Annotated in this window: 20 protein-coding genes; 5 read left to right on the forward strand and 15 right to left on the reverse strand. The window is 55.7% G+C overall.

Translation table 11 applies throughout. The features are described from left to right. Nucleotides 1-11 precede the first annotated feature (11 nt). Both AC0R79_RS11600 and AC0R79_RS11605 read left to right on the forward strand, forming a co-directional pair. The gene (locus tag AC0R79_RS11600; RefSeq protein ID WP_127797576.1) at nt 12-191 is read left to right on the forward strand and encodes a hypothetical protein; all 180 of its coding nucleotides are present in this window, start codon (nt 12-14) and stop codon (nt 189-191) included. A gap of 83 nt (nt 192-274) precedes the next feature. Then, nucleotides 275-859 carry a hypothetical protein gene (locus AC0R79_RS11605; RefSeq protein WP_102688552.1) on the forward strand — a complete coding sequence of 195 codons (585 nt, stop codon included), beginning with the start codon at nt 275-277 and terminating at the stop codon, nt 857-859. Nucleotides 860-1,185: 326 nt separating this feature from the next. Here the strand turns inward: AC0R79_RS11605 and AC0R79_RS11610 are convergent, their stop codons facing one another. Then, the gene (locus tag AC0R79_RS11610) at nt 1,186-2,007 is read right to left on the reverse strand and encodes a glycosyltransferase family 2 protein (protein WP_474734473.1); all 822 of its coding nucleotides are present in this window, start codon (nt 2,005-2,007) and stop codon (nt 1,186-1,188) included. 244 nt (nt 2,008-2,251) lie between these two features. On the opposite strand from AC0R79_RS11610, the gene AC0R79_RS11615 reads away from it, so the two are divergent. Then, nucleotides 2,252-3,073 (forward strand): VanW family protein, encoded by an 822-nt coding sequence (locus AC0R79_RS11615; RefSeq protein WP_474735092.1) that lies wholly within the window; start codon nt 2,252-2,254, stop codon nt 3,071-3,073. Between the two features lie 49 nt (nt 3,074-3,122). Here AC0R79_RS11615 and AC0R79_RS11620 read toward each other — a convergent pair whose 3' ends face one another. From AC0R79_RS11620 to AC0R79_RS11680, 13 genes are all read right to left on the reverse strand, one after another. Next, entirely contained in the window at nt 3,123-3,554 is a 432-nt protein-coding gene (locus AC0R79_RS11620) for a hypothetical protein (RefSeq protein ID WP_474734475.1), read from the reverse strand. After that, nucleotides 3,551-3,973 (reverse strand): hypothetical protein, encoded by a 423-nt coding sequence (locus tag AC0R79_RS11625; protein ID WP_474734477.1) that lies wholly within the window; start codon nt 3,971-3,973, stop codon nt 3,551-3,553. The genes AC0R79_RS11620 and AC0R79_RS11625 overlap by 4 nt, the downstream gene beginning before the upstream one ends. A gap of 69 nt (nt 3,974-4,042) precedes the next feature. After that, nucleotides 4,043-4,663, reverse strand: a complete 621-nt coding sequence (locus AC0R79_RS11630) for a hypothetical protein (RefSeq protein ID WP_474734478.1) — start codon at nt 4,661-4,663, stop codon at nt 4,043-4,045. A gap of 520 nt (nt 4,664-5,183) precedes the next feature. Continuing rightward, the gene (locus tag AC0R79_RS11635; protein WP_474734480.1) at nt 5,184-5,606 is read right to left on the reverse strand and encodes a HEAT repeat domain-containing protein; all 423 of its coding nucleotides are present in this window, start codon (nt 5,604-5,606) and stop codon (nt 5,184-5,186) included. Nucleotides 5,607-5,709: 103 nt separating this feature from the next. After that, nucleotides 5,710-6,054, reverse strand: coding sequence for a hypothetical protein (locus AC0R79_RS11640; protein WP_474734482.1), 345 nt, complete (start codon nt 6,052-6,054; stop codon nt 5,710-5,712). 273 nt (nt 6,055-6,327) lie between these two features. Next, complete coding sequence (locus AC0R79_RS11645; RefSeq protein ID WP_102686526.1) at nt 6,328-6,720, reverse strand: Imm50 family immunity protein; 393 nt, start codon at nt 6,718-6,720, stop codon at nt 6,328-6,330. After that, complete coding sequence (locus AC0R79_RS11650) at nt 6,717-11,528, reverse strand: RHS repeat-associated core domain-containing protein (protein WP_474734484.1); 4,812 nt, start codon at nt 11,526-11,528, stop codon at nt 6,717-6,719. Before AC0R79_RS11650 ends, AC0R79_RS11645 begins: the two co-directional genes overlap by 4 nt. Next, nucleotides 11,525-12,268, reverse strand: coding sequence for a DUF4123 domain-containing protein (locus tag AC0R79_RS11655; protein ID WP_474734486.1), 744 nt, complete (start codon nt 12,266-12,268; stop codon nt 11,525-11,527). The genes AC0R79_RS11650 and AC0R79_RS11655 overlap by 4 nt, the downstream gene beginning before the upstream one ends. Further along, nucleotides 12,258-14,300, reverse strand: a complete 2,043-nt coding sequence (locus AC0R79_RS11660; RefSeq protein ID WP_474734487.1) for a type VI secretion system Vgr family protein — start codon at nt 14,298-14,300, stop codon at nt 12,258-12,260. Before AC0R79_RS11660 ends, AC0R79_RS11655 begins: the two co-directional genes overlap by 11 nt. A gap of 130 nt (nt 14,301-14,430) precedes the next feature. Next, nucleotides 14,431-14,946: an Hcp family type VI secretion system effector gene (locus tag AC0R79_RS11665; protein WP_003226246.1), complete on the reverse strand. Its 516-nt coding sequence runs from the start codon at nt 14,944-14,946 to the stop codon at nt 14,431-14,433. A 314-nt stretch (nt 14,947-15,260) separates the two neighbouring features. Then, nucleotides 15,261-16,646 (reverse strand): 2-oxoadipate dioxygenase/decarboxylase HglS, encoded by a 1,386-nt coding sequence (gene hglS, locus AC0R79_RS11670; protein ID WP_474734489.1) that lies wholly within the window; start codon nt 16,644-16,646, stop codon nt 15,261-15,263. Between the two features lie 111 nt (nt 16,647-16,757). Continuing rightward, nucleotides 16,758-17,696, reverse strand: coding sequence for an alpha/beta fold hydrolase (locus tag AC0R79_RS11675; RefSeq protein WP_007956226.1), 939 nt, complete (start codon nt 17,694-17,696; stop codon nt 16,758-16,760). A gap of 16 nt (nt 17,697-17,712) precedes the next feature. Continuing rightward, a complete protein-coding gene (locus AC0R79_RS11680; RefSeq protein WP_375746651.1) occupies nt 17,713-19,167 on the reverse strand; it encodes a flavin-containing monooxygenase in 1,455 nt (484 codons plus the stop codon). 190 nt (nt 19,168-19,357) lie between these two features. Between AC0R79_RS11680 and AC0R79_RS11685 the strand changes: the two genes are divergently transcribed. Then, a complete protein-coding gene (locus AC0R79_RS11685) occupies nt 19,358-20,431 on the forward strand; it encodes a diguanylate cyclase (RefSeq protein WP_127797589.1) in 1,074 nt (357 codons plus the stop codon). 84 nt (nt 20,432-20,515) lie between these two features. After that, nucleotides 20,516-21,751, forward strand: coding sequence for a M20/M25/M40 family metallo-hydrolase (locus AC0R79_RS11690; RefSeq protein WP_474734491.1), 1,236 nt, complete (start codon nt 20,516-20,518; stop codon nt 21,749-21,751). Nucleotides 21,752-21,839: 88 nt separating this feature from the next. On the opposite strand, the gene AC0R79_RS11695 is transcribed toward AC0R79_RS11690, so the two are convergent. After that, nucleotides 21,840-22,709 (reverse strand): isocitrate lyase/PEP mutase family protein, encoded by an 870-nt coding sequence (locus AC0R79_RS11695; protein WP_007956238.1) that lies wholly within the window; start codon nt 22,707-22,709, stop codon nt 21,840-21,842. Between the last annotated feature and the right edge of the window lie 149 nt (nt 22,710-22,858).

The following is a 22,858-nucleotide window of genomic DNA, read 5'->3' on the forward strand; positions in this document are numbered from 1 at the left end:
GGAGGTCCGACATGAAGACTGTTCCTGATAACGAGCACCCCGACGAACCTCGTCCGCCGGGTGAAACCGAGCGCGACAACGACGCGCTGCGCCCCACCGATCCCAAACAGCGGCAGAGCTCCGGTAAAGGCACCCCCAGTGGCGAGTCCACGGCGCAGGACACTGCGCAACGATCGCGGAACAAACCCTGAAGCGCGTCTATGCTCACTGGCACATCCGTCGCGGACCACGTTGGCGCCGGGTGTTGCCATCCATCACAGGGAAAGTACCGCTTATGAAGCTCCAAGCACTGACGCACGCCATTGCACTTGCCACTGTCCTTTCTACTGCCAGCTTTTCGGCGGTGGCCGCCGATATACCGCTTTCGGCCGCTGTCGAGGCCGACCGGGTCACCACCAAAGTGCTGGCGGTTGACCCGGCCAATCATCAAGTGGTTCTGGAAGGCGCGGAAGGTCGCCAGGTGCACATTCAGCTCAGCGACAAGGCGAAAAACCTCGGTAATTTGAAAGTGGGCGATCTGGTACAGATCGAAGTGACCCGCTCTGTGGCCGCTTATCTGGACACCGACGTGGATAAAGGTCTGCCTGGCTCCACCGAGCGCACCGGTGAACTGCGCAACGCCGTGGGTAGCAGCAACCCCGGTGGCGAGGCTTTCCGCCAGGTTCAGGTCCAGTTGAAAATCACCAAAATTGATTTGGCGACAAACCAGGTGACCCTGGAAAACCCGTCGGGCCAGTCGAAAACCCTCAACGTCGAAAAGCCTGAGATTCAGGCCAAACTGAAAGATTTGAAAGTCGGGCAAAGCGTCGTGGTCACTTACACCGATGTATTAAAAGTGACCAGTCAGCATGAAAGTTGAGTATTGACTCTACAGAATGGCTGTTCTTGTACAAGTAATTGTATGAGAACAGTCATATGAAGTATTCGAGGTGATGATGTCAGAAAGTTTGTCGGGAAAAATCGGTAAGCAATGTCCTTTAACTTTTCAGTACATAAATTTCATCTTCAATTAGCACGACATATCCGCCAACTTCCATTAAAATCCCTCCCGTTCGCCCAGTGTCAGGGCTCTTTACCGGTGCATGGATTGCCAGGCCATTACACTGGGCGAACACCTCCTCGGAATGGAGGCCAAAGAATTCAGATGCAAAAAGGGCGACTTTGAAGTCGCCCTTTTTTATTGTCTTACGATTTGGCGGGTCGCATGCCCTGTTGTAACTGAAGGCGCTTGAGCGTTTCCTGATACATGGTGGTGCGGCGGTGCTGTTTGCCGTATCCACCGATCGCGGCCACGGTGCCGGCCTGGATGTGATCCAGGTAGCGGAAGATCGTCCGCGGAGAGAGGCATTTGACGCCGTAGCCAAGGCTGCTTAAACGATCCTGCAGCGTGTATCCCGGGACCCGGTCGTCCATCGAAAAATGCAGCCTGTGAGCCTTGATCAACCGTGCATTCCACAAGGTGCAGAAGCTTTTCAGGTGAGTTTCCCGGTAGGGTTTTGGATCTCGGGACGGCAACCCCAAGTGCTGTTTTGCCCGGCGGAAATAGTGTTTGAAATAACGAGAAGACAAACGCCAGGTGTCTCTAAGGACGCCGCGATCCAATTGCTCGACGCAACCGACCGCCGCGGTATCCAAAGATTGCATGCACTCATTCATCATCATTGAAAAGACAGTACTGTCAAAAACGAAAGTGTCGGTGTGCAGCAAAAACAGGTAATCGGTTTCAACTTTCGCAAGTGCCAGATCAAGTGCCTTGCCATGAGCAATATGCCCCGCTTCCTTGCCGGGAGAAGGGCGCTCGATCAAGTTGATCCAGTCCAGAGACCGCAAGTAAATCAGGCTTTCATCGGCGGAATCGTTGTCCACCACCCACACCGGAATTTGATGCTCCTTGACGTATTGCTGGAGAAACTCCAGGCACATCCGGGTTATTTCCGGCGTCTTGTAATTGACCAATACAAGACTGAAGGCGGGCAGTTGTTTAGAGGTGGAATCGATCGCACTCATGGTCCGGGCTCACTTCAAGTTGAAGGGTTCTGCTGACGGCAATCAGCACACAGAACCGCTGCTTTGTGGCCCGGATGGTAGGGACGCAACCTTAGTTGAAACTTAATTTTCGAGCGCCCGGGCCGGGCGACTTGTTACCGCTTGCGACGACGGCGAGGCGCTTGGCGACCAAGCGCGGTTACACGGTAAGATGCGCCGCCATTTCAAGCTCAAGGAAGACAACGGCCCGCGCCGTTCGCCAAGGATGAAACCACTTTCCCTCTACCACCCGGCCCTTTACTGGCTGCGCGTGTGGCAAAAAAGACTGTTCCGCCACATCGCCTGGCACTGCTCGAGCAAACGCTATGCGCGGCCTGCCACGACGTCCGAGCGCTTGCCTTACCGCTACCTCAAACACACCTCAAAACTGATTCGCAAACTCGGCGACTCCGACCTTGCGCTGCAACACAACAAAGTCATCAACCTCAAACTCGCCGTCGGCGCCATCGACGGCGTCACCATCGCCCCCGGCGAATATTTCTCCTTCTGCCGCCTCGTCGGCCGCCCGACCCGCCAACGCGGCTACCTCGAAGGCATGGAACTCTCATTCGGCGAAGCCCGCACCGGCATCGGCGGCGGCATCTGCCAACTCAGCAACCTCATCCACTGGATGGCCATTCACTCACCGCTGGTCGTCATCGAACGCGCCAACCACAGCTTCGACCCCTTCCCGGACGACGGCCGCGTCCTGCCATTCGGCTCCGGCGCGGCGATCTTCTACAACTACATCGACCTGGTACTGCACAACCCGACGGATCGCAGCTTTCAGCTGAAGCTGAAGGTCGGGGAGACGCAGCTGGAGGGGGAATTGTTGTGTGATCGGGAGCGGGCTTATCGGTATCACGTGTTCGAGGTGGGGCATCGGTTTGTGCGGGAGGGGGAGCGGGTTTATCGGGAGAATGAAATTTGGCGGGAGGTGAGGGAAAAGGGGCAGGTGGGGGCGTTGGTGGAGAGGGAGCGGTTGTATGGGAATCGGGTGGTGGTTATGTATGAGGTGAGGGAACAAGTCATTGAAAGGCAGCAGTAGGTTGTGTTTTTTGCCTTAGGGTTTCTACCGTGTGAAGGAAATAACGCAATTACAGGTTTCTGTAGGGATACGTTTCGCCGCATAGGTGAAACGTATCGTCCAGATAATAAACTCTGGAAATCGAGTTTATTACCAGTTCGAGTTTTTCCTTTGATGGAAATAGCAAATAGAACAGCTCAAAGAATAAATAGTCCTTGATGAGAATTACCGCTACGTCTGGGTGGTTTCTTATCAGGGTTGAAAATGGCGGGTAGTTGCAATCTCGTAATGCCGGGATGTCGGCGTAGCCTTGTTCGTTATCGTCTTGTATGCATTCGGCGATGAATGCATTTGTCAGCTCGTAGAATTGCTCGGGCAGTTCGTGAATTTTTATTGATAAAGTATATTTTTTGGCATTGTTGGAGTGAGGTTCACTGAAGCCAAGGCTGCGGTAGGTTACAGAGATTGGGTCAATGATTTTGTTTTCGGATTTGAAGATCATGATTTTTTAATCGCGGGAGGAAACGAAGGGTATGCTGTATGTACGCAATTGTGGTCGTCTACATAAGTTAAGAAGCTAAGGGCTGTATTGGTTATCCAGAATGGAAAGCCAGTTGTTTCTGAAAGCAATATTTTCAAATCGGATGATGACTGAAGCGTCCAGGCATGGATTTGGTTGTCGAGGACTAATAGTGTTGGTTTCTCAGAAGGGTATAGGAGATCGACCTTTTTCCAAAAGTCTGGGTCGTGTTGTTTTGTTACGGATTTTAGATTCAAGGGGTCAAGGGTATTTGTGTTGGAGCAAAGGAAACAGGCTTTTATGTTTGAGATTGTTTTTTCTAATTCATTGTCTTTGAGTTGCTGGTTTTTTAGATGGTTTGTTTCAAGTGCAGATATGATTTCTTTTTCCAAGTAACTCATCGAGGTATTCCTGTTGTTTTTTGAAGCATAAATAGAAGTGAGCCTGTTCCATTTTTTGAAGTGTTTTAATTATTGATTGTAAATTCGATAGCCAGCGTCAAGGTTGATAGTGGTGTGAGTGTTGCTATATGTGGGGTCGAATAGGCCTGTGAGGGGTGGTTGAGTAGGTTTTTCTCTTGAGTTTAATTTTTCTAAAGCCTTTTGAAACTCTGGGTAGCTTTCTATGTATGTGTGGTCTGATGAGTTAAATTCAAGTGTTACAGTGTTGGGTGAAATGAATGCGAAGTTAATCAAAAGCTCAGGGGTCGAAAAAGCTCTTCCGCTGATGTCGTAAATCTTGTCTCCGGTATTTAATTTTTGACCGTAGCACTCGTGGATTAAGTATCCGTGATCTTGGTTTGATCGTCGCAGTAGTTTTTCGTAGCCTTTTATTGACTCAAAGGAAATGCTGGCTTGTCTTATTATAAGGAAGCCGTCTTCGGTCATGTTCTTCAAAAACGTTGAATTCTGCCTGTTGATCGACTCGATGAGGGGCTCGTCGATCAGGTTAAGTACAAAATTTGATAGCTTAAGGCGAAATTTTTCCTGAGGATTCTCGATGGGTGGGATGCTGATACAGCTTATAATCCCGCCTGCGTTATCGGAGTCGATTGCGCCAAAGCACTCTGTGATATCAATTGAGAAAATCATTGCGCTCTCCAGCGAGAACTGAATACACCTATAAGATGTTGGATGTAGATGTTTTTAATCTTCTTCATTCCATTCCGCATGGGGCTCAATGGCTATTTTTAGCCATGCGCTAAAGTCAGGATGTTCTCCGTGAAGCTTCCATCCCTCTGAAGCATATGCATGTATTATTAGCACTTTTGGATTGCCGGATAAATCATCTCCGTCAAAGCAAGCAATATCATCATTCGCATTGAATTTAGCGAAAGGAACTAGTGCGGTTTGGGTAAAGGTTTTTTAGCGTGTTGTGCCAGTAATTTATTTTTCCCTCTTGATATATTAGTAACCACCAAGGCTCAATGTCCGGTTCAGGTTCCGTAGTCGCGAATTCTATGAATGTACTAGGGAAGTTGAAGTTTTTCAGGTGTTCAATGTTGAGAGAAATTTTCATTTTGCCTGTTGGTTTTGAAATGCGGAAAAGGGACGGGGGCAGATTTATTTTCTTTAACGAATAATAAATCTGCCCTCTTCAATTTGGTTCTATTTAAAGTTGCGCGCTGCTGGATTTTTTTAGAAGGTTTTCAAGTTCGGGGTAGGATTCAAGTTCTTCGTGGGTTAGGGAGTTAATAATAGCTTGTATTTTTTTTGCGTATTTATTCTCGATCGGGACTTCGCTCCAATCCAGTTCTGAGGCAGAGACTATTAATACTTCGGTAAATGGAGAGTCCAAAAGTTTCTTTAGAATTTCAATTGCCTGAGTGGAGCGATTCTCTCCAAGAGCCGCAGCACTTCGCTCCTGCCAATACTCTTTCCTTGATAGGATCGTGTCATTAAGTCGGTTCCAGTCTTCAGCGCTGAATTTTCCTAGAACTCCTTTGGCTACCTGCTCTGTAATGTATTCATTCCAGTTAGAATCCTCGCTTTGTCCCAGCCAGTAGTTGTATTCATCGAAGGCCTTGCTATTCATGATTGTTACTCAATTTTAATAGTAGGCGACATATGGGGCTGAATAGGGGGCAGGTTGATTTTCTATTTTTTTTTCAGCGAAAAATAAACCGGTCTCCTTTAATTTATGCTTCAAGCATAAAGTCTTCGATTTTCTTAATGTATTCCATCTTGTCCTTTGTTCTGAATTCCCCTAGGAATATTTCAGAGTTTTTTAGAGGTTTTCCTTTGTTGTCATACTTGATTGTCAGGAAATCAACTACAAACTCCCCCGATGGATCTCCTTCTGGTTCAACTCTGGAGTCAAAGCAGTGTCCCGTAGTTTGTCGTGCACCACCTAGTAAAACTGAGCTACTAAACCAATCTGCAGTTTCGGGGGTGAGATCAACCTCGTAAAGGTTGTTGATTGTGATTGTCCATCCGCTGGGTACTCGGTGGGGTTGGAGTTCGTATTTAAGTTTTCTTCTCATATTGTTTGGTATTTTCCATTTGTTTTTGAACTTGATCTGGAGATGCCGGAAATCCGTGTGTTACATATTGAAAGGAGGGCGGACGTATTTTGTCCGAAGAAAAATAAATCTGTCCCCTTCTTTGGTCCAAACCCCCACCATGTTTTTCTAAGGATTGTCTTCTGGAAGCTCATTTTTGTTCTTCAAGTTAACTGGGAAGGGCGCGGATTCATTTTTAAAAGAAAATAAATCTGCCCCCGTTTTGATATTTATTCGTCCCCTTTGGTTTTTTGGTTATTCTGGGGCGTTCAAGTAGGCGGATGGGCCGCAAAGTAGCGGATGTTTAGTAGTGAATTCAATTAATGAATTTTCACTGGATGCAATTACTCTGAATTTTTGTTCGTTGGATGTGATTTTGATTGTCATTTTTTCATGGGTGGGAATATTTTTTATTAAAAGGTCTTCGATGTTGCTGCAATTTAAACCTATGCGGCAGGTGTTAAATCCAGATTGCTTCCATTTGGCTGGCGGTGCATCTGGGTAATCTGGAATATCAAACTCCATTATTATAACTGGTCTACTGTTGTCAATATTTATGGAGAACAGTTCTATCTCCCCGATTGGGATGGGTGAGGTGAATACCTTGTTAAAAAAATTGCTTCCGTCTAATTCGTTCCAGGAATTCATTTTTTTTCCTTGAAATAATAGTGATCTCTTGCACCAGGAACCTTGCCTGTTCTCGTATTTTCAATTGGCCTGAGATTGAAGTGTGCTGTTTGGTCACCTTTATTTCCCGGCTCATTATACTGATGCCCTGCTGAGTGATCTTGGATGACTACTTTGGAACCATCAGCACGTGTGAATTGATATTCTCTAGTAAGAACTGGTTTCCCATCACTGTTTAAGATGCTCTCTCCAGACTTGTCCGTCATTCGCACGTACTTGTATTGTTGTGTTTTTCCTGTCGTAGGGTCAAATACTGGGTCAGGGTTTTGCGATCTTGGAATCCCAGCCTCTGATTTTGCCTGCCTAAAGGCGCCGCTACGAGAAAGTTCTGGTGGTGAAGGCTCACTCTGTTTGCTTTCTACTGGATTATCTTTTTTTCCAGGGCAATTAGAACTCAATCCCAACGGATCCACCCACCCCGTAGGGTTAGGCACGTACTGGTAGCTATTCAACCCACCCGCGAGCTTGATCGGATCCGGTGTCAAAAACCGCCCAGTACCCGGATTGTAGTAGCGATGACGGTTGTAGTGTAGGCCCGTCTCGGCATCAAAATACTGACCTTGGAACCGCAAAGGGTTGTCGATTTCGCTGACATCCAGCGCAGCGAGGTTGCCGTATGCACGGTACTTCGCGGACCACATGATCTCGCCACTGTAGTCAGTGAGTTCCTGCGGTGTGCCGAGGTGATCGAGTTGGTAATAGAACGGCGTCGCCTTGCGCGGGCCTTCGCCGTCGAGCATCGCCAGCGGGCGGAAGCTGGCGGGTTCGTAGATATAGGTGCGATAACGGGTTTCACCGCTTTCGGCGATCAGGCGTTCGCCTTGCCACAAGAATTCGGTGGTCTGGCCATCGACAGTTTTCTCGATGCGACGACCGAAGGCGTCGTACTTATAGGATGCAGTGCTACCGCCCGGCAGGCTGACACCGACCAGACGATGCTGGCAGTCGTAGCGATATTCGGTGACGAGTTTCTGTCCGGTGCCGCGACGTTCGCGGATCAGGTTGCCATAGGCGTCGTAGTCGTAGTGGCGGTCGCCTTGCATCAGCAGACGGTTGCCTTTGACGTTGGCGAGGTTGGCTGTGCCTTCGTTGTTCTGGCCGAGCAGGTTGCCGGCCGGATCGTGGGCGAAGGTTTCAGGTGTCGCGCCACGTACGCTGGTCAAGCGGTCCAGCGGGTCGTAGTGGAAGCTGCGGTTGCCTTTTCGGCTGTCGTCGATGCCGGCGAGGTTGCCGTTTGCGTCGTAGTTATAGCTACGCTGGAACAGGTTTTTTTCACGCTGGCTGAAGCTGTGCGCTTGCAGGCGACCTTGTTCGTCGTACTGGTACTGGCTGAGCAACAGTCCTTGCTGACGCTGCTGCTCGCGACCGGCATTGAATTGGTGGCTGGTCAGGCGTGAGCCGTTGAGGTCGATGCTACTCAGACGTCCGCCTGACAAATGGCGGTAGTCGAGTGTGCTGCCGTCGGGGAGGCGGCAGTGACTCAGTTGCCCGACGCTGTCGTATTCGTAACGTGTGGTGCCCCAACCCTGGTGTTCGGTGATCAGGCGATCCTGCACGTCGTATTCGTAGGCAAGCGGCCAGTGCCCGTCGTTGACATTCACCAGACGGCCCAGGGCATCGTAGCTGTAGTGAATCTCTTCGCCATCGGCGAGGGTTTTCACCAGCAGTCGACCGGCAGCATCGCGCTGATACTCGGTAACCAGTTCGCTGCCGTCATCGCCGAATTCGGTCTTCTTCAGCAACTGGCCATTGAGATCGTATTCGTACGCGGTGCGGCGGCCGTCGAATCCGGTTTCCTGCTGGATCAGGCCGTTGGCGTAGTAGTCGAGCTTGTAGTGCTCGCCGCGTTCGTTTTCGATTTCAGTGAGCAGTAGGCCCGCGTTGTCGTAGCGATAGCGCAGCTGGCTGCCGTCGGGATTGATGCGGCGGCTGACCAGATGCAGGTTGTCGGCGTATTCGTAGCGTGTAATGCGGCCGAGCTCGTCGCGTTCAGCGGTGACGCGTCCGTAGGGATTGTAGGTGAAAGCCCGGGTGGCACCGCCGGGGAGGGTGATCTGGGTCAGGCGATCGACGGCGTCCCATTGGTAATGGGTAATGGCGCCGAATTCGTCCTGCCGGGTGATCTGGCGTCCGAGTGCGTCATAGCGATACTTGCGCTGACCACCGTCCGGAAGGCGCTCCTCCAGTAATTGGCCGAGGTTGTTCCAGCCCAGTTGATGGCGGCTGCCATCAGGATGGTGAATTTCTAGCAAGCGGCCCTGGCGGTCGTAGCTGTAGCGGGTTTCGTTGCCCTGTGGGTCTATTTGCTGGGTGATGTCGCCTTGTTGATTGCGGTCGTACTGCCAACGGGCCTTGCCACGTTTGACTTCAATCAGTTGACCATCGAAATAGTTGTAGTGGGTCGGTTCTTCTTCCGGCGGGATGACAGCCATCAATCGTCCGGCATCGCTGTATTGATACTCGGTGATGGCCCCCATTGGATCTTTTACAGCAACAAGACGCCCCTCAGCGTCATAGGCGTTTTGCGTTTCAGCACCATCGGCAGCGGTTTCACTGATCAGGCGTGCATTTTCGTCATGCAAGTAAACCTGTTCACTGCCATCGGCGTTGTGAACCGTTACCGTGCCCTTGTCATCCCACTCGTAGCGAGCTTCCAGTTGGGAGTAGTTGGCCCAATGACGTACGCAGCGGGAGAGTTTGCCTTCACGTTCCCATTCCCAGAAGAAACTGGCGCCACCGGCCAGTTGCCGCTCAAGAATGACGTGCTGATCGTTATAACGGTAATGCTCGGTTTCGCCTGCAGCGTTGGAGGCCGAGACCAATTGATTGCTAGCGTTGTAGCGATAGGTGACGAGGGTCTGAATGGTCAGCCACGGATCCTGGCGCTCACCACGCTCGTCATACTCGGAACGCTGTTGTTGCTGATCCACGGCAACGATATGGCGATCGTCGTAGCGCAACAGCAACGCGCGGCCAGCACCGTTATCGATGCGCTGGATCCGCCCCACGAGGTCATAGCTGATATGCACCTGATTTCCGTACGAGTCACTGACCGTCGTCAGGCGGTCTGCGCGGAAGTGATAAAAGCGTGGTTTTGCCCCTGCTTGGGTGAGGATCAGTTCACCCGGCGCGCTGCCCAGATAAATCGCCGCCTGAGCCAGACTGTTGGTAATGGCTGGACGTTGTTCGGTCGGCATCGGGAAGCGGGTCTGACGGTTTTCGTTATCAGTCCACAACACGCCTTCATCGTTGATTTGCAGGCGATGGGATAGGGAGTGGCTCCAGCCATGGCCGAGACGCCCGTCGATTTCAACCGCGCTGCTGCGATAGAGACGTGTCCATTCAATGGGTAGCAGCCCACCCAATACGCCGTCAGTGAGCGTCAGCAATTCCTCGCCGGTAACCATCGATACCGGTTCACCGTTAGTGCAGGTCTTATCGGCGCACTGAGCAGGTTGATCCGCTGGGTTTTTGGACTGGTTGGGCGCGTTGTCTACTTTTTCCTGTTGTTGAGCGCGGGTGCTGTTTTCCTTCTTGCCGCGTGCATGAATCTGCGCATCCGTCTCTACAGCACCTCCGGAAACGGGTGGTTTTTTCTTTGGTGGTGTGGCGGTCTCTGCGGGTTTTGGAGGCGCAATTTCTACGCTCGCCTTTCTCGCCTGGTTCAGTGGCGAATTGCCGTTGAGCATCAACGGTTTCGCCGTATCGGCGTGTGCTGTCGCATTCTTCTTGCTGATCTTCATCAGCATCGACGTGAAGTCTTCAATCAGTGTCATGACCTTGCCGCTGTTCCTTGCAGCATTAAGGCCCTTGGTGCCAATACGGACGGCCAAACCGATCCCGCCCGTCAAAACAATACCGATCAGGATGTTCAGCAGTACTTCCGTAGTCAGTTCTGCCAGCACTTCAGTGCAGGTCTGCGGAGGCAGCATTTTGACCCACGCTACGATAGCTGCGACGTAGATCCACATAAGTGGCTCGTCACTGGCGATCAGCAGGGCTGTTTGAATGGCTTCTTTTGAAGCGTTATAGATCTTCTTTATCTGTTCTTCGGTGAAGAATTTTTTGAGTTTTTCGTAGTTTTCCCGAGGGTGTGCAACCAGGTCGTAGAGACTTTTGATGTCCCCCCACAGCCCCATAATCGCCTTGAGGAACCCCTTCCACGCCGACTCCAATTGCTGCAATGCCCGTCCAGCCATGGATGCATTGGTATGCGCTTGCCAAAGTGGCAGAAAGTCGGTGGTCCACTCTGTTTGCAGCCAGCCGCTAAGGTCCCCGATTACGCCTTGATAGGAGTTGAACAGGCTATCGATCTGAGCCTTGGTGGGATTCGGGAAAAAAGTGATTTCATATTGCTGATGCGGTTTGAGGCCAGTGACCTCCAGAATCCCGCTTGGACCGATTTTGACGTTGATCGGTTGACCGACTTCGTTCTTTCCGTAGAGCTTGCCATTCTCCACCGGCACCAGTCGCACCGGCGTATTGCCGATAGGTACAAAACGCGCAGACTCAAAACTATGTACAAGTTTGAGTTTGCCGTTGGCAGGGCAGTTGGCATAAAGGGTATTTTCCTTTTTGCTGTCTTTGTCCGCCGTACCGACTTCGTCACCGACCTTGAACTGTTGCTCTGCGTCCAGAATGCCGCCGTACCAGGCTTCGGCATGCTCGCGATAATCCTTCAGGCACTTCTTGAAGTCGCTGATGATGGCCTGAGCATCAGGCTGTTTTGCATTGAGATTGGCAACAATCTCACCCATCAAAATGCTCATACAGCCACCTCACTTTCCAGATGGGCCTTCAGCAGGCCGGTAAAATTTTCTTCCGTGAGTGGCGTGCGTTTTACGAAACGCGCCACTTTCTTTTGCAGGTTCGATTCAGGGAACGAGAAGTACAGGTCGGCATGTTCGTCCAGCAGCCACTGCATCATGTTGCCGATCACGGTCGAAGGGTTTTCGGCCATCAAGCTGTCCAGCAGGTCTTTCGGCACCTCCCACCACGGCCAATCCTTCGCCTTCGGCACCACCCGCGGCCCGACTTCCAGCCTCCGCCCATTGATCAGATACCGCTCAAACACCGGCAACACTTCCCCGGCCGTCTCACCCAACCCTTCAAGAATCGGATAGATATGCCGCCCATCCCAGAACCGGAAAAACACTTCGGTCCCGTCCGGCATCTTCACTTGGGTCAAGCTGCGCAGGTGTTCGAAAACTTCGTTGGGCTCCGAGCGGGAGACCGCCAGCCAGCCCCAGTCGAGGGCGTCGGTTTCGGTGATCCAGGGCAGGAAGGCCGAGTTGGCCTTGAGCTCGGCGACGTAAGGCATCACCGGTTGCCAGGTGGAGTAGGGCGTTCCGCCCCAGACGGGAATGGCCTGCACGGACGGTTCGCTCTGATACAAGGCCTTGAGCGCTTCTGCATCGCTCGCGGCGCTGATGACCAGATACAGACGTTCGTCTTTCTGCAGTGGCTGTTGCGCCAGCCAGTCTTTGGGTGTCAGTCGATTAGATGGCACAGGCACCTGCCTTGCATTTTTCACACTCTTCGCAGAACGGCGCATTACGTTTGAGGGTGTTGATTTGCGCCGGCGTGAGTACGGCGCCAGCCTTGTCGGCATCCGCCTGTTTCAGCACGCCCGGCATCAATGGCGCGGCACCTGTGCCGCTGCCCGGTCCACCGCCCGAATTGATGTTGATCGCCGGCCCGCTCATGGTCACGCCGCCGCCATCGATCTTGATGAAGCTGCCACCGCCGACCAGCGTCAGTTCAGCCCCAGCCTCCAGCACCACCTTCATGCCACTGCTCAGGTGAATTTCCTGGCCGGCGTCGATGAATTGTCCGGTGCCGATCTTGATGTGCTGGTTTACGCCCACGGTCAGGTGGTCGTTGGCTCGCGTTTCGACTTTGCGGTCTGCGTAAACGGTGTGGTGTTCTTCGGCCTTGAATTCCGTGTAGCTGTTCTTTTCCACGACGTCGTGGCGTTCGTTGCCGACGCGGATTTTCTGGTCGTGTTCGATGTTCTCGTCCCAGTCGCGCTGGGCGTGGAGGAAGATCTGTTCCTGGCCTTTCTTGTCTTCGATGCGCAGTTCGTTGAAGCCGCCGCCGCCCATGGAGCTCAGGGTCTTGAAGGTGGTGCGCGTCTTGTTCGCCGGCAGGGCGTAGGGGACGGTGTTTTCCTTGTGGTACAGGCAGCCGCTGATCAGCGGCTGGTCGGGGTCGCCTTCGAGGAAGGTCACCAGCACTTCCATGCCGATGCGCGGGATGGCGATGCCGCCGTACTGGGCGCCGGCCCAGGCGCTGGAGACGCGCAGCCAGCAACTGGTCTTGTCGTCGGCGAGGCCGTCGCGGTCCCAGTGGAACTGGACTTTCACGCGGCCGTATTCGTCGCAGTGGATTTCTTCACCTTTCGGGCCGGTGACCACGGCGCTCTGGCTGCCGAGGATGCGCGGCTTTGGATGATTGAGCGGCGGACGGTTCGGCACGTCCCACGGGGTGGCCTGGAAGCGGTTGCGGTAACCCTGATGGAAATCGTCTTTCAGCGCGGTGGTGTCACTGGTGACCGACTCTTCCAGCACCTGCGGCTGCTTGCCTTCGTGCAGGACTTCGGTGAGCAGCCACAGGTCATTCCACTTGGCTTTCGGGTGCTCTTTCAATGCGAGGAAATGGCCGCTGACCAGCAACGGTTGGTCGCTCTTGCCTTCGGCGAGCTGGAAGTCGCTGCGATGACGTTCGAGGGCGCGTTTGGCCAGGTGTTTGCCGCGTTCGCGGTCGACGAAACGGCCCGGGTAATCGTAGTCCTCGAGGTCGGGCAGGGCGTCGCCACGGTTTTCGCTTTCGAGGGTGATCCGCGGTTTTTCGAAGTCGTAATCGCGGCGGGTGGTGCGGCTGGTGCGGGTTTCCAGGCGAAGGTCGAAGCGCTTGATCACCGGGTCGCTGGCGACCATGCCGGAGTCCTGCTGATAGGCCACCGGCGCCAGTTTCTTAAACACCGTCTGGTCATCGCCGAACACCAGTTTGTGCGCCGTCGCGGTGTGCTGGAAGTGGTAGTGAATGCCTTCTTCTTCGCACAGGCGCTGGATGAAATGCAGGTCCGATTCGTCGTACTGCACGCAGTAGATGCGATCGGGGTAGATCGAACCGGTCTGAAACTCATAGGCATTGCCCTGGATACCGTGTTCTTCGAGCACCTTGCCGATGATTTTCGGCACGCTGAGGTTCTGGAAGATCCGCTGGTTGATCCGGTGGGCGAGGTACGCGAGTTGCGGGCGCAGGGTCACGGAGTAGCGCGTCAGGCGCTTGCCGGAATCGCCTTGCGCGGCGCGGTAGATCAGGCCGTGGATGCCGCTGCCGTCGGGCGACAGTTGCAGGAAGGCCGGTTTGTGCAGCAGGGTTTCGAGGTCCAGCGACGGCTGCTCACTGACCAGCTCCACCTCGAATACGAAAGGCTGGCTGACGGCTTCCCGACCGGTGAGGGTAAACACCTGGAAATCGGCGGAAAGACCTTCGATGGTCAGGGCAAAGTGGGTTTCATTGGCCGGCGCGAACATCCCTTGTTCCTCGTGCTGCATACGGCGTGTGTCGACGACCGCCAGGCGGTTCAACGCACGCGAAATTCTGGAGGGGCGTAAACAACATCGACCAGCAGAGCTGGCCGATGCTTGAAACGATCAGCCGTAATTAAACGACTGGAGCACGCCAGTCATCGGAACCCGAAGTACCGGATACTTCGTGGGTCCAGGTGATTTTGCGGTAGGTGAACTGCACTTCTTCCAGGTGGGTGAAGTGCGAGTTGCCTGGATCCTGGCAGTTGTGCATTTTGTTGTTGATGGCGACGATGATCGCGTCTTCCAGTTTGGTGGTGTAGTAGTGCTCTTGGGTACCTTGAGCCGAAGTGCGGTACCACTGGATAACGATTTCGCTCATGCGCTCGCCGGAGGTCAGAGCAGCTTGCAGCAGTGGCGAAGCCTTGTCGTAGACCTTGGTAATGATCACTGGCTTGTGAACGCGCTGACCGGTTGGCTGACCGGATTGCGGGTCACGCGGGATGATCACGTCGTGGCTGAACGCCTGAACCATGACCTGGTCTTCGTGACCTTCCTGGTAGGTGTTGCCAACGGAGTCGGCGGTGAAAGCGCCGGCAGTGATCAGGCCTTGTTTTTCGCCGGTAACCGACATGTACGCTGGTGTTGCCATGGGAGGTGCTCCTTGCGGATAAAGTTAGGGTGCCCGGGAGGCGAAATCGCCCGGTGGGTGGCTGACTGTTATCAAGGAGCGTGCCAGCTTTTGGCACATCCCCGGGAGCTGGGGACTTCGCCGCTCTGTTTCGCGGCATTGAGCGTTTTTTGAACAGCGAAATGGCTGGAAGTGCGCAAGAAGTTGCGCAGTACTGCGCAACTTCTTGCGCACTTGGCTGGAGGCCTTGAAAAACATGGCCTCCAGCGGAATCGGTGAGCGTTTTCAGGGAGCAAGTGCGCAACTTCTTGCGCAGTATGGCCAATCGCCGCTTTTCACACGGAGCGGGTGATTGTAGCGAGGCATTCCTCGATCGAGCGTTGCTGGGTTTCGGCATACAGGCCCAACTCATCAATGGTCGAACGCCCCAACGCCAGCTCGAACGCCTGTCGGTTGGAATGCTCGCCATAGTGCGTCTGCGCTGCGTCTCCCAGGTTCGACTGAAAAATCCCCGCTGCACTCACCGGCAGGAAATCTTCGTACACCAGCGGTTCGGCTTTCACATAGCCGTCGCGCAACAATGCCTGCAGCGAAACATCAGCGGGATGACCCGCCGCCAGCCCTTTGTCTGTCAGGAAATAACGGAAGTACGCCAGTTCTTGCTCGCGCATGCCATCGAGGCTGTCAGGGAATTCGCTGAAATGCTGGGTCATCAGCGCGTTGTAGCGTGAGGCATTGGCTTCGTTGGGGAAGTCGCCGAGCTCATCACGCGCCGCGTTCAGCAGGCGGTCGTACAACGCACGGCCCTTGGGTGTCAGCGCCGCGCCGCGTTGTTCAATTTCACCGAAGCGGGCGCTGTGGCTGCCGCGGGTTTGCGTCTGGTCGGTGAAGGCGATCGGCTCGTCCAGCGCCTTGAAACTGGTCTGACGCAACAGGATCGGGTGCTGCCGACGCGGTGGACCTTCGATCACCGCTTTGGGCGTGATGCCATGCTGCGGCATCTGTGCCTGGACGATGTCGATGTCCAGCGTGCGCGGGGTCAGGTGGTTGATGTGCGGGCCCTTGAAGGCCACGACATCGGCGATCAAACGATGCTGAGCACTGAGGGTCTGGTATTGCGCGGCGGTGACGGTGGCGCTGTGGTGCCAGCGAAAAGTCTCCAGCGCTTGCAGGACAAATTCCTCGGCCTCGGATTCATTCAGGCCGCCAGCGGCTTCTGCCTGTTCGATCAGCCTTAGCGCCGAAGGCGTAAAGATCGAACGCTTATCCAGCACCGATTGAGCAAAGGCCCGCAGCTCGGGGTCTTCAATCAACTCCAGTCGCAGCAACGAAGTGAACACCCGGAACGGGCTGACCTGCAGCGCATCTTCATGCACCGCGCGAAACGCCGTGGAATGCACCGGCACCCCGGCAGGGGTCAGGTCGTAATAACCCACCGGTTGCATGCCCATCACCGCAAACAGGCGGGCGAGGGTGGCCAGTTCGGTGGCGGTGCCGACGCGAATCGCACCGTGGCGCTCCATGTCCAGCCGTTCGATTTCGCCGGTGCTGTGCAGTTGACTGGCGATTTGCGGCTCGCGTGCCAGCACGTCGCGGTTGGTCTGTTCCACCAGTTCCATCAAGGCGCCGTACAGCGGCACTTCTTCGCGGTACATGTCGGACATCTCTTTGGAGAAGCGTTGGCGAATCAGGTCGGGGCTGACGAAAGGCTGCACGGTCATGAAAAAAATTCCTGGCGCGGTCACGTAAAGGATGTCGGAAAAGATCGCAGCCTTCGCCGACACGGGCAAACGAAGAATCCTACGAACTTCATTCTGCCAACGACTGACCGTTTACCTGTCCTGACGCGAATTCTCCCCCAGAAACTCCCGATACAGACGTGCCGTGTTCGACGGTTGTTCGACCATCGGCATATGGCCGACCCCATCCCAGACATCGACCCGCAAATTGCTGATGCCTTTGCTCCACACCGGCACGCTGCTGACGTCGATCAACCGGTCCTTGCGGCCCCAGAGCAACAGCGCCGGGCATTTGATGTCCGGCAGTTTCGGTTCCATCGGCGGGCTGGCGCGAAAATCCCGGAAGATCTCTTCCAGTTCGTCGCGGCATTGTTCGTAGCGCTGGGCGATCGCGTCGAGCACCAGACCGGGCACCCACGGTGGCGAGGCCATGGTCATCGCATAGAAACGTCGGAATTCTTCCCGGGAATTGATCAGGAACGGATTGTGCCCACGGGCCAGGTGGCGCTCCATGTCGCTGGCTTCAGGTGCGGTGACGCCGGCCGGGTCGATCAGCGCCACCGAGGCGATGCGATCCGGGTAGGTCGCCGCCAGCCACGCGGCGATGTAACCGCCCATGGAGTTGCCGATCACGTGGACCTTCTCGACGCCGCAGACGTCGAGCAACTGAATCATGCGCTTGGCCTGCACCGGAATATCGTAACCGCCGCCGGCCTTGAAGCCGGTTTCTCCGTGGCCGGCGAGGTCCGGGATAATCACCCGGTACTGCCCGACAAAATGCCGGGCAAAGCGCAGCCACAGGTTCTTTTCGGCGCTGTAGCCGTGCAGCATCAGAATGCTGCTCGACGCTTCATAAGGCCCGCCTTGCCAGGTCGACACGGTCATTTCGGCAATCGGCACTTCAATCTTGTGCAACCGGTACAGCCTGGCCTCCAGGGCCGCGCTCAGATCGTAAAGCCAGTGGCCGACCGCCGGGTAGCTCAACCAGCTCCAGGCCACGAAAACCGCGAGGGCGACAAACAGCAAAAGCATCGTGGGTCTTCCTTGTTCAAGACAGAATGTGGTCAGCCGGTTTCAGCGCCCGGGTCAACCGGTGGTAGCTGAAACTGAAGCCGGGGAACATCGCGATCACATGACCGCTTTTGCTTTGATACCAACTGTGGCAGCCGCCGGTTTTCCAGACCGTGCGTTCCATTTCCCGGTGAATCATCTGAGTGTAGGTACGTTCTGCTTCGGGGCGAACTTCGATGCTGCACAGACCTTTGGCCTGCAAGGTGCGGATGCAGTCGAGGATGTAGTTCATCTGCGATTCGATGATGAACAGCGCCGAGGTGTGGCCGATGCCGGTGTTCGGCCCGGTGACGATAAACAGGTTGGGAAAGTCCGGCAGGCTGGTGCCGAGGTAGGCGCGCGGGTATTGCGCCCAAACGTCGCGCAGTTGCACAGCGTTTTTTCCGCTGACCGGGTAGGAAATCACGCCATCGGTGGCGTCGTATCCGGTCGACCAGACGATCAGATCGACGTCGATGTGCTGACCGTCCGTGGTGACGATGCCGGTTTCGTCGAGGCTGGCGATGCCCTGTTCGCGGCTGTGCAACGTGACGTTGGGCCGTGTCAGCGCCGGGTAATAGGTGCTGGAAAGCAGTATCCGTTTGCAGCCGATGGTGAAGTCCGGTGTCAGTTTTTTCCGCAACTCGGGGTCCGTCACCTGGCGTTTGAGAAACTTCAGGGCCTGGCGCTGCACCATGTGAATCGCCGGTTTCGAATACTTGAAGGCGATGACTCGGGTTTCGAACTGCCAGTAAATCATCCAGCGCAGCAGTTTGTAGGCCGGTTTCAGACCCAGCAACCAGCGCTGGAATCGCCCGAATGTGCGGTCGGCGCGGGGCAGCACCCAATGCGCGGTGCGCTGAAACACATGCAATCGGTTGACCTTCGGCGCAATCGCCGGAATCACCTGAGCCGCGCTGGCGCCGCTGCCGACAATCGCCACCCGTTTACCGTGATAGTCGTAGCTGTGATCCCAATTGTTTGTATGAAAGGTCTTGCCCTGAAAGCGATCCTGGCCGGGGAAGTGTGGGACGACAGGCTGGCTCAGCGGCCCGGTGGCATTGATCAGGAACTGCGCATAAAAAATGCCTTTGGTGCCGGTGTGTACGACCCAGCGTTTTTCGGTGTCGTCCCATTCGACGCGTTCGACGTTGGCCTGCAGTTCTACCCGGTCGCGCAGGCCGAAACGCTCGAGCACATGGTCGGTGTAGCGGTGCAGTTCGGCCTGTTCGGCGAACATCTGAGTCCAGCGGTAAGGCGCAAACGACAGGGAATACAGCGGCGACGGCACATCCACCGCCGCGCCGGGGTAGGTGTTCTGGCACCAGGTGCCGCCGAAAAAGTCCCGGCGTTCCAGCAAGCGAAAGTCGTCGATACCGGCCTTGAGCAGATTGACCGCCGCGCACTGGCCGCCAAAACCGCTGCCGATGATCAACACTCGATAGGTTTGCATGGGCCTCCTTCTTAGAGTCTTTTTTCCATTTTCCTACTTTCATGTATAGCCAAACATTTGCCTGCCGTATGGCGGTAACGACGGGGTATTCGGCCCGCTGGCCGGTGATGGCTATTTAACGTCGCCCTGATAGACTCCCAGCACATCCGGTCTGCGGTCTGCGCAGTGCCGTCGAGTGGTCGAGGCCCCTATGGGAAGAACGGGAGGAAAGGGACTTTCACTGGCCAGGAGGCTCTATACATCGCGAACCCTCGGGCTGGTCCTGGGGCTTTTGTGCGTGAGCGTCGCGATGTACCCGCTCGACCCGCCGGCCTGGGTCTGGGCGCTGATGCTGTTCAACGGACTGGTCTGGCCGCACCTCGCGTATCAATGGGCCCGCCGGGCGAAGGTTCCTTACCACGCCGAACACCGCAACCTGTTGATCGACGCCTTCCTCGGTGGCTTCTGGGTCGCCGCCATGCACTTCAATCCCTTGCCCAGTGCCACGACCATCTCGATGATGGCGATGAACAACGTCGCCATCGGCGGCGTGCGTTTTCTACTGGCCGGGGCGGCGGCGCAGTTGCTCGGCGTCGGCGTTGGACTGGTGGTGTTTGCCCCCGCGTTCGTCCCGATCACCACGCCGGCGCAACTCTATGCCTGTCTGCCGCTTTTGATGCTGTATCCGCTGGCGTTGGGCTGGATCTGCTTTCGCCAGGCCTACACCCTCGGTCTGCATAAACGTGAATTGCTGGCCCTGAGCCGCACCGACAGCCTGACCGGTCTGCTCAATCACGGCGCCTGGAAGGATCAACTGGAAGTCGAATTCGAGCGCTGCAAACGCCAGCAGACAGGTGCGGCGATTGCGCTGATCGACATCGACCACTTCAAGGCGATCAACGACACCTACGGCCACGTGGCCGGCGATATCGTCCTGCGCCAGCTGAGCAAGATGCTCAAGCAGAACCTGCGTATGGCCGATGTGGCGGGGCGCTACGGCGGCGACGAGTTTTGCGTGATCCTGCCGGACTTGCCGCTGTTCAACGCGGCGCAGGCGATGGAAGCGTTGCGTGAGCGTTTTTCCTTTCTGGTGTACGAACAGAACCCGGCGCTGAAAGTCAGCCTGAGCATTGGTCTGGCGGCGCTCGATCCGGCTCACGGCGACGCGACACGCTGGCTGGATGACGCCGATCAGGCGCTGTACGAAGCCAAGGCCGGCGGGCGAAACCGGGTGATCTGCTGCAGCGACGACAAGCCGCGGCGCGAGGTATTCGATTCGGTTTGAACGGATTGGGTGTCGCATCCGGGATAGAGCCTTGGCGCGATGTCAGGTACGGTTCAGTACCCGACACGAAACAAGGATTGATTCATGACGTTCAATTTCCCTCGTTCCCTGCTGGCCGCCGGTCTCGGCCTGACCCTTTCTTTCGCCACCGCTGGCGCCTTCGCCGAACCGCACAAACAGGTGCTGTCCGACGCTGAACAGTACAAACCCGAAGCCCTGAAACTGCTCGAACGCCTGGTCAATATCGACTCCGGTTCCGGCTATGAGCCGGGGCTCAAGCAAGTCAGCGACATCGCCATCGATGAGCTGAAAAAGCTCGGTGCCACCATCGAGCTGGTGCCCAACACCCCGGAAAAAACCAACCACGTACTCGCTACGCTCAAAGGCACCGGCAAGGCGAAAATCCTGCTGATGGCGCACATGGACACGGTGTTCAAGGAAGGCTCCGCCGCCGAGCGACCGTTCCACATCAAGGACGGCCGCGCCTACGGGCCTGGGGTGATGGACGACAAGGGCGGGATCGTCGCCGGCATCTACGCGCTGAAAATCCTCAAGAACCTCGACTTCAAGGACTACGCGCAAATCACCTTCCTGCTCGATGCCAGCGAGGAAACCGGCTCGGACGTCGCCACCGACCTGATCAAGAAAACCGCCAAACTCCACGACGTTACCCTCAACCTTGAGCCGGGCCGTCCGGCGGATGGTCTGGTGGTGTGGCGCAAGGGCAGCGCCACCGCGCTGGTCGAGGTCAAGGGCAAGGCCGCCCACGCCGGCGTCGCGCCGGAATTGGGGCGCAACGCGGCGATGGAGGCGGCGCACCAGATCCTGCAACTGGGCAAGCTCGGCGACGAGGCCAAGAAAACCACCATCAACTTTACCGTGCTCAAGGCCGGCGACCGCACCAACGTGATCCCGGATCAGGCCACGGCCAAGGCTGACGTGCGGGCGGCGGTGCCGGAAGAGTTCGACCGGATCGAGAAGGATCTGGCGCGGGTGTCGCAGGACAAATTGATCCCCGATACCGAAGTGAAGACCTCGCTGCAACGCGGCTTGCCGCCGATGCCGCAGACGGCGGAGTCGGATCGTTTGATGGCGATGGCCCAGGGGATTTACGGTGAGATTGGCCGCAAGTTGACCGAAGAAGGCAGCGGTGGGGCGGCGGATGCCAGTTTGTCGGCCGGGGTTGGGACGCCGACGCTGGACGGGTTCGGGATTGTCGGCGGCAACATTCATACGCCGGAGGAATACGCGGAGGTGGAGAGCGTGGCGCCGCGAATTTATCTGTTGTCGCGGATGATTATGGAGTTGGCGAAACGGTAACGGCAGGCAGCGGTTTCGCGGCGGGCGCCATGCGAGTGGACTCGTGATGGCGTCGGGCCGCTCTGCCTCTTTGTAGCGTGTTGCGAGGTTACTCTTTGACGCTCATGTATTCCTTGGCCCAGAGGATGTATTCCTCAGGCTGGGTGTAGGTGTGGGTCAGTTCGGTGGCGCTCAGGTCCGAGGCCTGGGTGAAGATCTGGCGTTGTTCGCGCAGGCTGTCGTAAGTCGCCTTGATCGCCGCGAAATAAGCACCGTGGCCGTCGATGGTCACGCGCACACCCAGTTCGGCCAGGCGTTTGTCGTCGCGCAGTGCCGGGTTGCCGTAGGTCACCAGCATCAACGGGACGGTCAGGTGTTCGGCGATCTGCTCGAGCTGATCGAAGTCCTGGATACCCACCATGCAGATACCGTCGGCACCGGCGGCCTGGTATTGCTTCGTGCGGCTGATGATTTCCTGGTTCGGCAGGATGCCGGCGTTAGTCCGGGCGATGATTGCCATCTCCGAATCGACCCGTGCTTCCAGTGCCGCGCGGATCTTGCCGACGCCTTCGGCGACGGTGATCAGGTCGGTGGATTTACGGCCGAATTGAGCCGGCAGCAGGGTGTCTTCGATAGTCAGCGCGGCGACGCCGGCGCGTTCCAGTTCGACGATGGTGCGCATCACATTGAGCGCGTTACCGTAGCCGTGGTCGGCGTCGGCGATCACCGGCAATTGGGCCACGCGGCCGATGCGGGTGGCCTGTTCAGCGAATTCGCTGAGGGTGATCAGGGCAAAGTCCGGGGCACCCAGCACCTGCAACGAGGCGACCGAGCCGCCGAGAATCCCTACTTCAAAACCCAGGTCAGCGGCGATGCGGGCGGACATCGGATCGAACACCGAGGCGGTGTGATAGCAGGTGTCGGAAGCCAGCAGCTGACGGAAGTTACGGCGCAAATCTTGATGAGAAAGCCTGGTCATACGAGTTCCACCAATACAAAGGAATGGAAAGGCTTGAGCAAAGGTGTCAACGCCGAAGGTGAAAAGGCTATCACGCCAATGGGTCAAGGATCATGACGAATTAACGAGGAAGTTAACCAGGAAAATCCTGTTCAGGCTTTCTTGCAGCA

Source organism: Pseudomonas sp. HD57-3, assembly GCF_056113135.1.

Bases quoted from the DNA above. Each gene is read 5' to 3' on its own strand.
- AC0R79_RS11690 (WP_474734491.1), top strand. From the start codon at position 20,516: ATGACGTTCAATTTCCCTCGTTCCCTGCTGGCCGCCGGTCTCGGCCTG.
- AC0R79_RS11625 (WP_474734477.1), bottom strand. From the start codon at position 3,973: ATGAGTTACTTGGAAAAAGAAATCATATCTGCACTTGAAACAAACCAT.
- AC0R79_RS11660 (WP_474734487.1), bottom strand. From the start codon at position 14,300: ATGTTCGCGCCGGCCAATGAAACCCACTTTGCCCTGACCATCGAAGGT.
- AC0R79_RS11650 (WP_474734484.1), bottom strand. From the start codon at position 11,528: ATGAGCATTTTGATGGGTGAGATTGTTGCCAATCTCAATGCAAAACAG.
- AC0R79_RS11640 (WP_474734482.1), bottom strand. From the start codon at position 6,054: ATGAGAAGAAAACTTAAATACGAACTCCAACCCCACCGAGTACCCAGC.
- hglS (WP_474734489.1), bottom strand. From the start codon at position 16,646: ATGACCGTGCAGCCTTTCGTCAGCCCCGACCTGATTCGCCAACGCTTC.
- AC0R79_RS11630 (WP_474734478.1), bottom strand. From the start codon at position 4,663: ATGATTTTCTCAATTGATATCACAGAGTGCTTTGGCGCAATCGACTCC.
- AC0R79_RS11600 (WP_127797576.1), top strand. From the start codon at position 12: ATGAAGACTGTTCCTGATAACGAGCACCCCGACGAACCTCGTCCGCCG.
- AC0R79_RS11605 (WP_102688552.1), top strand. From the start codon at position 275: ATGAAGCTCCAAGCACTGACGCACGCCATTGCACTTGCCACTGTCCTT.
- AC0R79_RS11675 (WP_007956226.1), bottom strand. From the start codon at position 17,696: ATGCTTTTGCTGTTTGTCGCCCTCGCGGTTTTCGTGGCCTGGAGCTGG.
- AC0R79_RS11680 (WP_375746651.1), bottom strand. From the start codon at position 19,167: ATGCAAACCTATCGAGTGTTGATCATCGGCAGCGGTTTTGGCGGCCAG.
- AC0R79_RS11635 (WP_474734480.1), bottom strand. From the start codon at position 5,606: ATGAATAGCAAGGCCTTCGATGAATACAACTACTGGCTGGGACAAAGC.
- AC0R79_RS11685 (WP_127797589.1), top strand. From the start codon at position 19,358: ATGGGAAGAACGGGAGGAAAGGGACTTTCACTGGCCAGGAGGCTCTAT.
- AC0R79_RS11695 (WP_007956238.1), bottom strand. From the start codon at position 22,709: ATGACCAGGCTTTCTCATCAAGATTTGCGCCGTAACTTCCGTCAGCTG.
- AC0R79_RS11615 (WP_474735092.1), top strand. From the start codon at position 2,252: ATGAAACCACTTTCCCTCTACCACCCGGCCCTTTACTGGCTGCGCGTG.
- AC0R79_RS11645 (WP_102686526.1), bottom strand. From the start codon at position 6,720: ATGAATTCCTGGAACGAATTAGACGGAAGCAATTTTTTTAACAAGGTA.
- AC0R79_RS11620 (WP_474734475.1), bottom strand. From the start codon at position 3,554: ATGATCTTCAAATCCGAAAACAAAATCATTGACCCAATCTCTGTAACC.
- AC0R79_RS11610 (WP_474734473.1), bottom strand. From the start codon at position 2,007: ATGAGTGCGATCGATTCCACCTCTAAACAACTGCCCGCCTTCAGTCTT.
- AC0R79_RS11665 (WP_003226246.1), bottom strand. From the start codon at position 14,946: ATGGCAACACCAGCGTACATGTCGGTTACCGGCGAAAAACAAGGCCTG.